Raw genomic sequence first — 15,126 nt, 5'->3', positions numbered from 1 at the left:
CGCCCCACCACGTGGGAGACGACCGTCCGCATGCCCGCGGCGTTGTCGACACTCACGGAGTCGAAGCCGTGCGAGCGTCGGTCGTCGGCGAGCACCACCACGGGGATGCGTCGGGCGACGTGCTCGAGCAGCTCGTCCGGCACCGTCTGCGCGAGCACGGCGAGGCCGTCCACGCGTCCGGCGACGTCGTTCACGATGACGTCCCGCGACGGCCCGCGCCCGGCCGCGACCATGAGGGCCAGTCCGCGCTGCCAGGCCTCGAGCTCGGCGCCGCGCAGGACCTCGTCGAAGTAGAGGTTCGAGGAGAACGGCTGGGTGACGTGCCGTCGGTCGTCGACCACCCGGACCCCGCCGTCCGTGACGAGGTCGGGGCGCTCGTCCGGGACGACGTCGAACCCGGGCAGGAGGAGTCCGACGACGCCGGTGCGCTTGCCGGCGAGGGCGCGGGCGTTCCCGGACGGCACGTAGCCGAGCGTCCGGATCGCCGCCTGCACGCGGTCACGGGTCCCCTCGCGGACGGCGTCCGGCGTCCGGAGCACCCGCGAGACGGTGGCGATCGAGACGCCGGCCGCGGAGGCGACGTCGTAGACCGTGGGAGGCGCGGTGCGCTGTCCAGCCAAGCCGTGCCTCCCGTCCGCCGTCGCGCTGGTGCTGCCGCGCCCGGCGCGGCCGGACCATCCTAGGCACGCCGCCGCGACCGCCCTGTCCACAGGGCGTCTCGGACTCTTGCGCTCTGCGGATGATCGGCGCGACAATTGGGCGACCTCAGTACGTCCCGTGAGGAAGCGCATCAGCAGGCAGGGGCCTGCTCCACCACCGATGCCCACGCACACAGGAGCCAACGATGTCGAAGAACACGCGCGGTCAGAGCCGCGACCTGATCACGGAGTCGATCGCGATCGACGAGGTCAAGAGCGGACTGCTCGACCACAGTCAGGGCAACCAGAACGCCTGGATCTTCGGCGAACCCGACGGGTCGGAGGAACCGACCGTCTGACGGCGCCACCGCCGGCGCGGCGCCGCAGCGCACGGCCGGCCCGACGCCGCAGCGCACGGTCGGCCCGACGCCTCAGCGCGCGGTCGGCCCGACGATCGCCATGCCCGCACCGCGCAGCCGACGACGCTCCTGCGCGATGAACGCCAGCAGCCGATCGTTGGTCCCCGCGACGTGCGCTGCGAGCAGGTCGGCAGCACGGTCGGCCTCGCCCGCGCGGACCGCGTCGAGGATCGCGCTGTGCTCCTCCCACGCGGCGTCGCGGGCCTCGGGCGTCCGGACCTCGATCCACCGGGTGCGCTCGAGGCGGGTGAGCGCGTCGGCGACGGCGTCGGTGATGAAGCGGTTGCCGCCGAGCGCCGCGAGGTCGAGGTGGAACGTCGAGCCCATCCGGATGCCCGACCGCTGGTCCGGTGCGGCGCGGAGGTCGTCGAGGTGCGACCGGACCTCGTCGAGCTGCTCGGCTGAGGCTCGGGCGACGGCGAGCCTCGCGGCCGCGGGCTCGAGCACGCCCCGGAGCTCGGCGAGCGACGCGATCTCGTCGAGGTCGATGGGCGTGACCGTCCACGAGCGGCCCTCGTGCAGGATGAGCCCTTCGCGTTCGAGCCGCGACAGCGCCGCGCGCACCGGGGTCCGCGAGGCGTGGAACCGCGCCTCGAGCCCGCGCTCCGAGATGCGCTCCCCCGGAGCGATGTCGAGGGTCAGGATCGCCGCCCGGAGGTTGTCGTAGAGCTGCGCGGTCTGCGAGACCGGCGCGTCGTCCGTCGTCATCGCCTGCGTCGTTCCAGCCACGGTCGGAGAGCCTAGCAGGCATGGTATACCGTTTTGGTATACCAATCGCTGCTCCGATGGGAACCCCGTGACGACGACCACCGCTCCACGCCCGACAGCGAACCGCCGCGCGTGGACGATGCTCGCGCTCGGGGTCGCCGCGCAGGCGGCCGGCACGCTCGTGGTCTCCGCGCCGGCGCTCCTCATCCCGTCCCTGCACGCGCACGGCATGCCGCTGCCGGCCGCCGGCCTGCTCGCGGCGGCGCCGACGTTCGGCATGGTGCTCACGCTCATCGCCTGGGGAGCGATCACGGACCGGTTCGGCGAACGAGCCGTGATCGCAGGCGGACTCGTGCTCACCACCCTCGCGGTCGCCGCCGCGTGGGCCGCCGCCGGTGACACCGTGCTGCTCGGGCTGGCGTTCCTCGCGGCCGGGATGACGAGCGCCTCGACGAACGCGGCGAGCGGCCGGGTCGTCGTCGGCTGGTTCCCGAAGGAGCGCCGAGGCCTCGCGATGGGCATCCGGCAGATGTCCCAACCGCTCGGGGTCACGCTGGCCGCGGTCACGGTCCCGCAGCTCGCGGAGACGGCCGGCGTCCGGGCCTCGCTCGTGCTGCCGGTCGTGCTCTGCGCCGTGCTGGCCCTGCTGTGCGCGGTCGGCATCGCGAACCCGCCGCGGCCCTCCCGGGAGACCGCGGCGGCGGAGCAGGTGGCCAACCCGTACCGCTCGGGCGGGTTCCTCTGGCGGATCCACGCGGTGTCGGTGCTGCTCGTGGTGCCCCAGTTCACGCTGTCGACCTACGGCCTGGTGTGGCTCGTCGGGCTCGGCTGGCCCACCGGTGCGGCGGGTCTCCTCGTCGGCGGGGCGCAGTTCGTCGGGGCGATCGGCCGCATCCTCGTCGGGGCGTGGAGCGACCGGGTCGCATCCCGCGTCGGCCCCCTGCGGATCGTCGCCCTGAGCGCCGCCGTGGTGATGGGCGTGCTGGCGCTCGTGGACGCCACACACCTCGCGGCCGGTGCGGTGTTCCTCGTGGTCGCGACGAGCGTGACGGTCGCGGACAACGGGCTCGCCTACACGTCGGTGGCGGAGGCCGCTGGACCGTTCTGGTCGGGCCGGGCGCTGGGGGCGCAGAACACGGGGCAGTTCATCGCGGCGAGCGCCGTGGGCCCCGGGGTCGGAGCACTCGTCGCGGGACTCGGCTTCGCCGCGTCGTTCTCGATCGTGGCGGTGCTGCCGCTGCTCGCGCTGCCGCTGGTGCCGCGGAGCGACCGCTCGCACGACTGAGGGCCGTCCGGAACGACCAGGGACGCCCGGACCCACCGGGGGTGCCCGGACCGACCGGGCAGCCATGGAAGCGCGGGACGCGCGGGACCGGGCGACGGACGGGAGGCCCGTGGCGGGGCCGCCACGGGCCTCCCGTCCGTCGGTGGGTCGCGCCTCAGGCGGGGACGGCCGGCCCGACCGGCCAGCGCAGGAGCGCCGCAGCCGCGGCACCGCCTGGCAGCGACGCGGCGTTGACCAGCACGAGCTCCGCGTCCGTCAGCACGGCAGCCCGCACGAGGGCGCAGACCGCGGGCACCGGGCCGATCACCGGGACGCCCGCGGCCTGCTCCGGAGCCGTCGCGACCCAGGGCGCCGCCCCGAGCGCGAGGAGCGTCCGGTCACCGATCGCCACGGCGTCGAGCGCCACCACGGACCCCTGCGCCTGCTGCAGCGCCTCCACGACGGGCCCGAGGCCGGCCACCGCCTGGTTGTCGCCGCGGCCGACGTGGGTGCGCAGGAGGTCCTCGAGGTCGTGCCGGCGGGTCGCGACGACGCGGGCGAGCGCCACCTCGACGTGCTCGACGAACGCCTGCTTCGATGCGGTGTCCGCCCGCGGGTCACCGGGGAACACGGACACGAGCGCCTTCGTCTCGTTCGACAGCGACTTCACGAGGAGTTCCCTGGCCGTGACGTCGCCGGCCACCACGACGAGGCCCGGTCGGAGCTCGCGCACCGTGGCGTCGAGGGCGCCCGCGAGTTCGGACTGGTTCTGCTTCCAGATCTCGGCGGTGTGGGCCTGCCAGTGCGGCTGCTTCCACCCGGTGCCGGCCTTGGCGTAGTGCAGCGTGTCGTTGCGGCCCTCGACCTGGCGTTCGGCCGACGCGACCGGTGCGTGGCCGAGACGGTAGGTGCGGAACGCACCGCCCTCCTTGCCTGCGTGCACGACGAGGAACGGCAGGTCGACCGGCCGGTGGGCGACGAGCGGCACGAGGTCCGGCACGGCCCCGACACCGACCGACTCGGCTCCGTGCACGTGCCCGGGGAGGACCTCGCTCAGCACGACGGCGCCGTCGTGGACGAGCACGTACCGGGTGACCGGCGACGGGGCACCGGCCTCCTGCTCGAACTCGGCCGCGATCGCGTCGACGACGGCGTCGGACGCCCCCTGCGCGCGCAGGGACTCCTCGACTGCCCGGAGCCGGAGTGCCGCCTGCCGCCGCGGGTCCTCGACGTTGCCCGAGACGTCGGCGTAGGCCCACGCCCAGGTGCCCCCGCCCTCCAGCCGCTGTCCCAGGATCTCGTGCAGTTCGCTCGTCGCGTTGGTCGACGTCATGGCAACTCCTTCCGCTCAGCGTGCCGGAGCAGGACAGCCCCGACGGCGGACGGGTTCATCGGACCCTCTCACGGTCCCCGGCGTCCGCGTGCGCCCACCATCCACCCCTCGGGCGGGGCGCGTCCACATCCGCCAGGGAACGTCCAGCGACCTGCGTGAAAGTACAGCAACGCTCGGTTTTGTGCTTTGCTGGGCGGGACCCCGATCGACGACGAACCGGAGCCGTGCAATGACGCCATCAACCAGGCGGAGCCCGATCACCAGACGACAACTCCTGGGCTTCGGCCTGGGGACGGCGGCGGCGGGACTCCTCGCCGGCTGCGCGGTGCCGGGCTCCACGAACGTCAACAAGGCGGCGCTCATCCCCGCCGCGTCCGGCGGGGAGACCGTCCAGCTCACGTACTGGGCGTGGCTCAAGGACCTGCAGAAGGTCTGCGACGTGTGGAACGCGGAGCACCCCCGCATCCAGGTCACCGCGAACTGGATCCCCGGCGGCAACAGCGGCGGGTACCAGAAGATGTACTCCGCGCTCGCGGCCGGCGGCGGCCCGGACATCGGGCAGGTCGAGCTCCGCCAGATCCCCGAGTTCATGCTCGCGAACGGCCTGACGGACCTCGCCCGGTACGGCGCGAAGGACTTCGAGTCGAAGTACGACGAAGCTGCTTGGGCGCAGGTGTCGTTCGTGGACGGCATCTACGGCATCCCGCAGGACACCGGGCCGATGGGCTTCTACTACCAGACGGCGATCCTCGAGCAGGCCGGCAGCGAGCCACCCACGACCTGGGACGAGTGGAAGGTCCTCGCCGAGAAGGTCCGGAAGACCGGCAAGCAGAACTACCTCGAGGTGTTCCCCGTCGCCGATGCCTCGCCGTTCGCCGCGTACGCCCAGCAGGCCGGGGCGCGGTGGTTCCGGATCGACGGCGACGAGTGGGTCGTCGACATGACCGACGACAAGACGATGATGGTCGCCGAGTTCTTCGACGGCTGCATCGACGAGGGGCTCGTGGACACGTCCGCCGGTGCCTACACCCCCGGCTGGTACGCCGCGTGCGCGAGCGGACGGATCGCAGCCGTCACGAGCGCCAGCTGGGGCGATGCGCTCATTGAGTCCGTGCAGGGCGGCGAGGGCAAGTGGAAGGTCGCGCCCATGCAGACCTGGGGCGACACGGGCTTCGGTTCGAGCGCGATCGGCGGCTCCACCGCGGCGGTCCTGGCGAACGCGAAGCACCCGGCGGAGGCGCTCGAGTTCATCACCTGGATGACCACGTCGAAGGAGGGCATCGACGCGATGATCAAGTACTGCGGCATCGGGTGGTCGCCCGCGGTCGACTACATCGGCGAGCAGCGCGAGCAACCGTCGAAGTGGTTCTCCGGCCAGAACTACAACGAGGAGGTCTTCGTGCCGGCCTCGAAGGAGCAGAACGTCGACTGGTCGTGGTCCCCGGTCACCCAGTCCGCGTTCACGAGCCTGCAGAACCAGTTCCGCCGCAAGCTGACCGGCGGCCTGAAGCTCACCGACGCGGTCGAGCTCGCCCAACGGGAGATCGTCCAGTCCTTCAAGGACAAGGGCCTGAGCGTGAGGACCGCACGATGACCGCCACCCAGGACCGCGCGACGGCCGCCTCGCAGCCGCGCACCGGCTTCCGCACGAGCACGAAGGCCACGGCTGCCCAGAAGCGGGCGCCGTGGATCCTGCTCGGACCCTTCCTCGCACTGTTCGTGCTGACCTTCATCATCCCGATCATCAGTGCGCTGTTCCAGAGCTTCACCACCGTCGACCGCAAGGGCCTCTTCGGCGAGGACGGCGTCGTCGGCCGGTTCGCCGGGTTCGACAACTACGCGATCGCGCTGCAGGACTCCGGGTTCGTCGCCTCGATCGGCCGCATGCTCCTGTTCGGCATCGTGCAGGTCCCGGTGATGATCGTCCTCTGCACGATCCTCGCGCTCCTCCTCGAGTCGGCGAGCGCCCGCTGGCCCGCGTTCTTCCGGGCCGTGTACTTCATGCCGTACGGGGTGCCCGGTGTCATCGCGACGATCCTGTGGTCGTTCCTCTACGTGCCGGGGCTCTCCCCGATCGTGGCGCTGCTGCAGTCGATCGGGCTGCAGCCGGACTTCCTCGGCGCGAACAGCGTCCTGTGGTCGATCGCGAACATCGTCACGTGGACCTACACGGGCTACAACATGCTCATCATCGTGGCGCAGCTGAAGTCGATCCCCGGCGAGGTCTACGAGGCCGCGAAGATGGACGGCGCGAACGCGTTCCAGGTCGCGTGGCGCATCCAGATCCCGCTCATCGCGCCGGCCCTCGTGCTCACGACGGTGTTCTCGATCATCGGCACGCTGCAGCTCTTCGCGGAGCCGCAGATCCTGTCCACGGTGGCGCCCGCGATCGACACCGAGTACACGCCGAACTACGCCGCGTACACCAACGCGTTCGCCTTCAACGAGTACGGCGTCGCGTCGGCCCAGGCCGTGATCATCGCGCTGGCCGCGTTCGTCCTGTCGTTCGCGTTCCTCGCGTTGACGAACCGCCCGCCGAAGAGCGAGCGGGACCAGAAGAAGCGCGCGAAGCGCGACGGCCTGGAGGCGCGGCGTGCGCTCCAGACGCGTGACACGTCCGCCACCGGGTCGCGACCTGCCACCGGCGCCGCGAACCGCAGCACGACCACCGGAGCCGCGCCGCGCCTCTCCCCATCGCCACGGCCGGAACACCGCTCCGCAAGCTCCGCGGTGCCCCGGAACCGGGCGACGGGGGCCCAGACCGACCAGAAGGGTGCGGAAGCATGAGCGGCGAGACGATCCAGGCACCGGTCACCCGGCAGGCGGCGGAGCCCGTCGACACCACAGCCATCACCGCGCACGAGCGGCGCAAGCTCGACCGCTCCGGGAAGTCGCAGATCGTGGTGACGGGCATCCTCGTCCTCGTCGCGATCTACTTCCTGGTGCCGCTGTACTGGGTGGTCATCGCGGCGACGAAGACCACCGGCGCGCTGTTCTCGACGAACGGGTTCTGGTTCGGCGGCGAGTTCGCGCTGTTCAGCAACATCCAGCAGGTGTTCTCGTACGACGGCGGCATCTTCGTCCGCTGGATCGCGAACAGCATCCTGTACTCCGGCGTCGGGGCCGTGCTCGCAACCTACTTCGCCGCCGCCGGCGGGTACGCGCTCGCGAAGTACGAGTTCCGCGGCCGGCAGCTCGTGTTCGGCACGATCCTCGGCGGCGTGCTCGTCCCGGGGACCGCCACGGCACTGCCGCTGTTCCTGCTGTTCTCGACGCTCGGCCTGACCGACACCTACTGGAGCGTGCTCATCCCGAGCCTCGTCTCCCCGTTCGGACTGTTCCTCTGCCGGGTGTACGCGGCGGCGTCGGTCGACACGGCGTTGCTCGAGCAGGCGCGCATCGACGGGGCCGGGGAACTCCGGATCTTCCACACGATCGTGCTGCGCCAGATGACCCCGGCGCTGGTGACGGTCTTCCTGTTCCAGGTGGTCGGGATCTGGAACAACTTCTTCCTGCCGCTGATCATGCTGGCAGACCAGAAGCTGTACCCGATCACACTGGGACTCAACAACTGGCGGGCACAGGTCGATCGTCTGCCAGAGTTCTACCAGCTCACCACCGGCGGAGTGCTCGTCTCGGTCATCCCGCTCGTGATCGCGATCATCGTCCTGCAGCGCTTCTGGCGCGGGGGCCTCACGGAAGGATCGGTCAAGGGTTGACCGTCACTGCACGACCATCCGCCGACTCGGCACTCGCCGACCTGGCGTCCACCACCCCCGGTTCCGACTCGCGTCTCGCGCCCCGCGCGTGGTTGCACACGGACGCCCCCTCGCTGTCGCTGGACGGCGAGTGGGACTTCCGCTGGGCACCGGTCGCGGACGTCCCGCTCCCCGGCGCCGACGACGAGTGGGGGTCACTCCCCGTGCCGTCGCACTGGGTGCTCCACGGGCACGGGGCACCGAGCTACACGAACCTCCAGTACCCGTTCCCCATCGACCCGCCGAACCCGCCGGAGGAGAACCCCACCGGCGACCACCGGCGCACGTTCTCGCTCCCGGGGTCCTTCGATGCCGCAGCACGTGTGGTGCTCCGGTTCGACGGGGTCGAGTCGCACTTCCGGGTGTGGCTGAACGGCACGCTCGTCGGCTGGAGCACCGGTTCGCGGCTCGTGACCGAGTTCGACGTCACCGCCCTGCTGCGGCCGGGGTCGAACGAGCTGCTCGTGCGCGTGCACCAGTGGTCGGGCGCGTCCTACCTGGAGGACCAGGACCAGTGGTGGCTGCCGGGCATCTTCCGCGACGTCACCCTGCTCGCGCGTCCCTCGGCACCGATCGACGACGTGTTCGTCCGCGCTGGTTGGGAGCCCGTGCTCGGGTCGGCCGCGACCGCGGGAACCGCTGCGTCGGGCCGGCCGTCGACCGGCACGGGGACGATCTCCGTGCCGACGATCGACGCGACGTTCCCGGTGCGGTTCTCCGTCCCGTCGCTGGGCATCGACGTCACGTGGGCGTCCGCGTCCGACGTCGCTCCCATCACCGTCGAGGGCGTCGAGCCGTGGAGCGCCGAGCTGCCGCAGCTGTACGACGCGACCCTGTCGACCGGTACCGCTGCGGGCGGCCGAGCCGGCGGTGAGACAGTCTCGCTGCGGCTGGGCTTCCGCTCCGTGCGGATCGACGGCGACCGGTTCCTCGTGAACGGTGAGCGCGTGGTGTTCCACGGCGTCAACCGCCACGAGACCCACCCCGTGCGGGGTCGGGTCTTCGACGAGGAGCACGCCCGCGCGGACATGGCGCTCATGAAGCGCAACAACGTGAACGCGATCCGGACCTCGCACTACCCGCCGCACCCGCGCGTGCTCGACCTCGCGGACGAGCTCGGCTTCTGGGTGATCCTGGAGTGCGACCTCGAGACCCACGGCTTCATCTTCACCGGGTGGGTGGGCAACCCCTCGGACGACCCGGCCTGGCGCGACGCCTACCTGGACCGGATCGCGCGGACGGTCGAGCGGGACAAGAACCACCCCTCGATCGTGATGTGGTCGCTCGGCAACGAGTCCGGCACCGGGCGGAACCTCGCGGCGATGTCGCAGTGGGTGCACGACCGCGACGACGAGCGTCCGGTGCACTACGAGGGCGACTACACGGGCGAGTACACCGACGTGTACTCGCGGATGTACCCGACGCTGCAGGAGACCGAGTCGATCGGCGGCGGGACGCCCACGCCCCTGCTCGAGTGCGGTCCGGCCGAGGCCGCTCGGCAGCGGTCGAAGCCGTTCATCCACTGCGAGTACGTGCACGCGATGGGCAACGGTCCGGGGCAGATCGCCGAGTACGAGGCCCTCGTGGACACGTACCCGCGGCTGCACGGCGGGTTCGTGTGGGAGTGGCGCGACCACGGACTGCTCACCCACACGGCCGACGGCACCCCCTACCACGGCTACGGCGGCGACTTCGGCGAGGTCGTCCACGACGGCAACTTCGTGATGGACGGGCTCGTGCTGCCGGACGACACCCCGACCCCGGGGCTCGCGGAGTTCGCGGCCGTCGTGGCACCGATCCGTCTGTCGTCATCGGACACCACGCTGCTCGTCGAGAACCGCTACCACTCCGCTTCGACCGCTGGCTTGCGGTTCTGCTGGACGCTGTCGCGGAACGGTGTCGTCGAGGCGTCCGGCCGGTTCGCCCCCGGGATCATCGCCGCGCGGGCCTCGGCCACGGTGCCGGTGCCGGACGAGGTGCTCCGGGCCGGGGCGGAGCGGGACACCCTCGCACCGGGCGAGGAGCTGTGGTTCGACGTGACCGCGGAACTCGCCGGACCGACGGCCTGGGCGGACACCGGCCACGTCGTTGCACGCACCCAGCGGCTCGTGGCGAGCCGACCGGCGGACGCACCGCGGGCCTCCCGGCAGACCTGGGACGGCGACCGCCTCGGGGACGCGACGTTCACGGCGCGCGGCGACCTGTCGTCCTTCAAGGGCCACGAGGTGGCCGGGCCGCGGCTCGAGCTCTGGCGCGCGCCGACGGACAACGACAGCCTGGCGTCACAGGGCGGGTACGAGACGGCGGACCCGGTGCTCACGCACGGCGTCGGGGACCCGGACGCCCCCGCGTCGGCGGTCCGGTGGCGGGAACGCGGGCTCGACCGGCTGACGCACCGGCTCGTGTCGGTGTCGCGCACGCCGTCGGGCCTGGAGCAGCGGGTCCGGGTCGCGGCGGCGAACAGCGGGTGGGGCGTCGACGTCACGCACCGCTGGACGCTGACGGACGCCGGGTTGCAGCTGCAGACCGACGCCGTGCCGTTCGGTGCGTGGGACGTCACCTGGCCGCGGATCGGGGTGCGGTTCGACCTGCCGGTGTCGCTCCTCGAGGAGGACGTCACGTGGTTCGGGACGGGGCCGGCGGAGTCGTACGCGGACTCGTCCCACGCGGCTCGGGTCGGCCGCTTCACGGCGCCGGCGAGGTCGCTGACGGTCGACTACTCGATGCCGCAAGAGACCGGGCACCGGCCGGGGCTGCGGTCGCTCTCGGTGGGCGACCTCACCGTGTCGACGGTCGGGACGCACCGGGCTGGGTTCACGCTCACCCCGTGGACGGCGCAGCAGGTCGGGCGGGCCGGGCACCCGTACGAGCTGCCGATGCCGGACCACACGTACCTGTACCTCGACGCGGCGCAGCACGGGCTGGGGTCGCGGGCGTGCGGGCTCGACGTGCTGCCGGAGCACCAGCTGTGGCCGCAGGCGTTCTCGTGGAGCGTGGTGCTGGCGTAGGGCGCGTCCGCGGGCGGGCCGCGCGGGGGGCGTTCGCACAACCAAAGTCACCCCGAACCAGGCGGAAGCGTGGTTCGGGGTGACTTTGGTTGTGCGCTGGCGACTCGCACCGCGGGCGCCGCGAGGCGCGCGGCGGCGCGGGCCGCGAGGCGCCGCGGGCCGCGCGGCGGCGCGGGCCGCGCGGCGCCCGCCGCGCGCTACGCCTCGAGCGCGCGCAGCGCCTCCGGGTCGCTCTGCTCGAGGAACGCCGTCAGCCGCTCGGGCTCGCCCTCCTCACCGATCGCCGCTGCCGCGCGCCGCAGGGCGAACAGGGCACGGAGCACACCCCGGTTCGGCTCGTGCGACCACGGGACCGGCCCGGCACCGCGCCAGCCGGCCCTCCGCAGCGCGTCGAGACCGCGGTGGTAGCCGACCCGGGCGTAGGCGTACGACTCGAGCGTCGCGCCACGCTCCCAGGCCTCGTCGGCGAGCAGTGCCCACGCCAGGCTCGACGCCGGGTGCGACACGACGACGCTCGCCACCGGGGTGTCGGCGGCGAGCGCCGAGGTCACCTCCGGCTCGTCGGGCAGCAGGGTCTCGGGGGTGGTGGGGTTCGGCAGCAGGTTCTCCGGCATGCCCCCAAGCCTGTCACGCCCGGATCGGCAGGCCTTGCGTGCCGCGCACGGCCGGGCTACCGTGGGGCTCCACCCCGTCGTCACCTCGGGGTCGCGGTGCGGGACGACCGGCCGCCGACACGGGTGACGGCCACGGAGGTCCCCCGACGGAAGCAGACGAGTTGCTGTCGATCACCGGTTCCGCTCAGCCCACGCGCTGACACCGTGATCGCGCGCCCCCGTTGGGCGCTCCACCGCCCGTGCCCGACGGCACGGCGGTGGCTCCGGTGTCGTGCGCCCAGCACCGACAACCGGGGAGGCACCCGCATGCCCATCAGTCCGTCCGTCGTCCTGAACGACCTCGGCTTCACCTGGCCCGACGGCACCGTCGCGCTCGACCACTGCACCGCCGCCTTCGGCCGCGGTCGAACCGCCCTGGTCGGGAGGAACGGGGCGGGCAAGTCCACGCTCGTCCGGCTCGTCACGGGGCAGCTCCACCCCACCTCGGGCACGATCACGACGTCGGGTCCCGTCGACCTGCTGCCGCAGCGCCTCGCGGCGCGGCCCGGCGACACCGTCACCGACCTGCTCGGCATCCGTCCGACGGTCACCGCACTCCGGGCGGTCCTCGGCGGTGATGCGTCGCCGGCGCACTTCGACGCCATCGGTGACGACTGGGACGTGGAGGAGCAGGCGGCCGCGGCACTGTCCGGCATCGGTCTCGGGCTCGACGGCGCCGACTTGGACCGCCCCGTGTCGACGCTGTCCGGTGGGCAGGCCGTGCTCGTCGCAGTCGCCGGGATCCGGATGCGCCGAGCGCCGATCGCGTTCCTCGACGAACCGACGAACAACCTCGACCGACGGGCGCGCGGGGTGCTGCTCGACATGGTCGACGGCTGGTCGGGAACGCTCGTGCTGGTCAGCCACGACCGAGAGCTCCTCGAGCACGTCGACGAGACGTGCGAACTCCGGACCGGGGCGCTGACGGTGTTCGGGGGCACGTTCAGCGCGTACGAGGAGCGCCTCGCCGTGCAGCAGGCAGCGGCCCTCCGTGAGGTCCGGGTGGCCGAGCAGCGGCACCGGACCGAGCAGCGGCAGCGCATCGAGGCCGAGACGAAGATCGCCCGGCGGGCACGCGCCGGGCGGAAGTCGGCCGAGAACATGCCGAAGGGGTGGTCTGACGAACGACGGAAGCACGCCGAGCAGACCGCCGGTCGACTGCGCACCGGGTACGCCGGGGACGAGGCCGCGGCGCTGACGGCGAAGCACGAGGCCGCAGCCCGGGTCCGGGTGGACGAGTCGATCACGGTCGTGCTCCCGGACCCGGACGTCCCGGCGTCGCGGTCGATCGCCACCGTGACCGTCCGCGGGCGGGACACCGTCGTGCAGGGGCCGGAACGGGTCGCGGTCACGGGCGACAACGGGGTCGGCAAGACGACCCTGCTCGAACAGCTCGTCGGTCTGCCGGCGGCGCGCGAGCACCCGTTGCCCGACACGCGGGCGGCCGCGCACGTCGACCGGATCGGCTACCTGCCGCAGCGGAAGGACTCGCTCGACGACGCGGCCACGGTGTTCGACAACGTCCGGCGGGGTGCGCCGGCGGCGACGGACGCGGAGGTGAAGAACCGGCTGGCCCGGTTCCTCGTCCGCGGCGACGCCGTCGAGCGGCTGGCGGGCGACCTGTCCGGCGGCGAGCGGTTCCGGGTCGCGTTGGCGGCGCTCGTCCTCGCGGACCCGCCGCCGCAGCTCCTGGTGCTCGACGAGCCGACGAACGACCTCGACCTGACGAGCGTCGACCAGCTCGTGGACGCACTCCGGGCGTACCGGGGCGCGCTCGTGGTGGTGAGCCACGACGAGACGTTCCTCGACCGGCTCGACCTCACGACCAGGGTCGAGCTGTCCTGACGGTCAGTGCCGCTTCGTCGGACGGATCGCGAGCGACTCCACCGTGCCACGCTCCGGCAGGTCGACGACGGTGCGGACCGCGGCGGCGACGTCCTCCGGGGCGAGGTAGTAGGCGGTGTCGTAGTCCTCGCCGAGCTTCTCGGTGAGGGCGCGCTGCATGTCCGAGTCGGTCCGGCCCGGGTGCACGCTCGACACCCGGACGCCGTTCGCCCGCTCCTCCTCGCGGAGAGCGTCGGCGAACGCGCGGAGGGCGAACTTCGACGCCGCGTACACCCCGCCGCCGGGGCCCGAGTGGAAGCCGGAGCCGCTGTTGATCGGCACGACGATGCCCCGGGCTGCGCGGAGGGCCGGGAGGGCTCGGCGGGTGAGCTCGGCGACGGCGAACACGTTCGTCGCGAAGACCCGCTCCCACACGGCGCGCTCGGTGTCGGCGACGGTGGTGCCCTCCTCGACGCCGGCGTTGTGCACGAGCACGTCGAGACGCTCCGGCAGGGCGGGGGCGTCCCCCGCGCCGAGGTCGCCCACGAACGGCGACGCGTGCGGCAGCTCGGCCACAAGCGCGTCGACGGCCTCGGCGCTGCGGCCGCCGACGAACACGTGGTGCGTCCGCCCGAGGTCGAGGGCGATCGCCCGGCCGATCCCGCGGGTCGCGCCCGTCACGAGGGCGGTGGGCAGGCTGACGGGAGGCGCGGTGTCGGTCATGCGCACCAGCCTACGGATGCGACGTGGCGGGGCCGCACCGTGCCTCCCGGCCGGTCGTGCGACGGCAGTCGCCGCCGGACACGAGGCGGAGGCGACCCGTTGCGGGTGCGCCGCGGACCCGCTCAGTCGCGCTCGGCGCCCTGCCGGATCCTGATGCCCTCGAGGACGTCCTTCGCGCGCTGCTCGTCCTGCTTCTCGATCTGCCGGGTGTCGCGCTCGGGGAGCTGGATGTCCTCCTCGGCGCGGATGCCGGCCTGCAGCTCACGGCCGCGCTCGAGCTCGGCGTCGAACTCCGCTCCGAACAGCAGGGCGTTGTTCGTGATCCAGATCCAGAGCAGGAAGACGATCACACCACCGAGCGAGCCGTACGTCGCGTTGTAGTTCGAGAAGTTCCCGACGTAGAACCCGAAGCCGACGCTCGCGATCACCCAGATGAGGATCGCGACGATCGAACCACCGCTCACCCAGCGGAACTTCGGCTGCTCGACGTTCGGCGCCCAGTAGTAGAGGACGGCGACCACGATCACGGCGATGACGAGCAGGATCGGCCACTGCACGATGAGCAGCACCGTCGCGGCGACGTCGCCGAGGCCGATGACGTCGCCGATCGTCTTCGCGAGCGGGCCGCTGACGAGGACGACCAGACCGAGCACGAGCAGCACGACCGTGAACAGCGTCACGCCGAGCATCGTCGGGCGGAGCTTCCAGATCGGCCGGCCCTCGCGGACGTTGTAGATGCGGTTCATCGCCCGGCCGAACGCGCCGACGTAGCCGGACGCCGACCAGAGCGCACCGAGA

General features: G+C 72.4%; 12 protein-coding genes and 1 pseudogene. 7 read left to right on the top strand and 6 right to left on the bottom strand.

All coding sequences use genetic code 11. The features are described from left to right. The coding region (locus I59_RS00335) for a LacI family DNA-binding transcriptional regulator (RefSeq protein WP_022902163.1) at nt 1–620 on the bottom strand (620 nt) is incomplete at its 3' end. 224 nt (nt 621–844) lie between these two features. On the opposite strand from I59_RS00335, the gene I59_RS22455 reads away from it, so the two are divergent. After that, nucleotides 845–997 carry a hypothetical protein gene (locus I59_RS22455; RefSeq protein ID WP_022902162.1) on the top strand — a complete coding sequence of 51 codons (153 nt, stop codon included), beginning with the start codon at nt 845–847 and terminating at the stop codon, nt 995–997. A 72-nt stretch (nt 998–1,069) separates the two neighbouring features. Here I59_RS22455 and I59_RS00325 read toward each other — a convergent pair whose 3' ends face one another. Then, entirely contained in the window at nt 1,070–1,786 is a 717-nt protein-coding gene (locus tag I59_RS00325) for a GntR family transcriptional regulator (RefSeq protein WP_229727989.1), read from the bottom strand. 67 nt (nt 1,787–1,853) lie between these two features. On the opposite strand from I59_RS00325, the gene I59_RS00320 reads away from it, so the two are divergent. Beyond that, nucleotides 1,854–3,050 carry an MFS transporter gene (locus tag I59_RS00320; protein WP_022902160.1) on the top strand — a complete coding sequence of 399 codons (1,197 nt, stop codon included), beginning with the start codon at nt 1,854–1,856 and terminating at the stop codon, nt 3,048–3,050. Nucleotides 3,051–3,204: 154 nt separating this feature from the next. On the opposite strand, the gene I59_RS00315 is transcribed toward I59_RS00320, so the two are convergent. Then, nucleotides 3,205–4,362: a hypothetical protein gene (locus I59_RS00315; RefSeq protein ID WP_022902159.1), complete on the bottom strand. Its 1,158-nt coding sequence runs from the start codon at nt 4,360–4,362 to the stop codon at nt 3,205–3,207. Between the two features lie 229 nt (nt 4,363–4,591). On the opposite strand from I59_RS00315, the gene I59_RS00310 reads away from it, so the two are divergent. From I59_RS00310 to I59_RS00295, 4 genes and pseudogenes are all read left to right on the top strand, one after another. Next, a complete protein-coding gene (locus I59_RS00310; RefSeq protein ID WP_022902158.1) occupies nt 4,592–5,956 on the top strand; it encodes an extracellular solute-binding protein in 1,365 nt (454 codons plus the stop codon). Continuing rightward, a pseudogene (locus tag I59_RS00305) lies at nt 5,953–6,894 on the top strand (carbohydrate ABC transporter permease); the annotation flags it as partial. The gene I59_RS00310 and the pseudogene I59_RS00305, both read left to right, overlap by 4 nt. A gap of 251 nt (nt 6,895–7,145) precedes the next feature. Next, nucleotides 7,146–8,081, top strand: coding sequence for a carbohydrate ABC transporter permease (locus I59_RS00300; RefSeq protein ID WP_022902156.1), 936 nt, complete (start codon nt 7,146–7,148; stop codon nt 8,079–8,081). Continuing rightward, a complete protein-coding gene (locus I59_RS00295) occupies nt 8,078–11,128 on the top strand; it encodes a glycoside hydrolase family 2 TIM barrel-domain containing protein (protein ID WP_022902155.1) in 3,051 nt (1,016 codons plus the stop codon). Before I59_RS00300 ends, I59_RS00295 begins: the two co-directional genes overlap by 4 nt. Nucleotides 11,129–11,325: 197 nt before the next feature. Here I59_RS00295 and I59_RS00290 read toward each other — a convergent pair whose 3' ends face one another. Then, on the bottom strand, nt 11,326–11,742 hold the full coding sequence (locus I59_RS00290; protein ID WP_022902154.1) for a DUF3151 domain-containing protein: 417 nt from the start codon (nt 11,740–11,742) through the stop codon (nt 11,326–11,328). 306 nt (nt 11,743–12,048) lie between these two features. Between I59_RS00290 and I59_RS00285 the strand changes: the two genes are divergently transcribed. Next, nucleotides 12,049–13,626, top strand: coding sequence for an ABC-F family ATP-binding cassette domain-containing protein (locus I59_RS00285; protein WP_022902153.1), 1,578 nt, complete (start codon nt 12,049–12,051; stop codon nt 13,624–13,626). Between the two features lie 3 nt (nt 13,627–13,629). Here I59_RS00285 and I59_RS00280 read toward each other — a convergent pair whose 3' ends face one another. Together I59_RS00280 and I59_RS00275 are read right to left on the bottom strand one after the other, a co-directional pair. Further along, on the bottom strand, nt 13,630–14,328 hold the full coding sequence (locus I59_RS00280) for an SDR family oxidoreductase (protein ID WP_031272275.1): 699 nt from the start codon (nt 14,326–14,328) through the stop codon (nt 13,630–13,632). A 122-nt stretch (nt 14,329–14,450) separates the two neighbouring features. Beyond that, a partial coding sequence (locus tag I59_RS00275; RefSeq protein ID WP_042726322.1) for a YihY/virulence factor BrkB family protein occupies nt 14,451–15,126 on the bottom strand: 676 nt, incomplete at its 5' end.

The sequence above is a fragment of the Curtobacterium sp. B8 genome (assembly GCF_000333315.1).
GTDB classification, from domain to species: domain Bacteria; phylum Actinomycetota; class Actinomycetes; order Actinomycetales; family Microbacteriaceae; genus Curtobacterium; species Curtobacterium luteum.
Note: the sequence above shows the minus strand (reverse complement) of the source record. Positions and strands in the feature narration are given on the sequence as shown.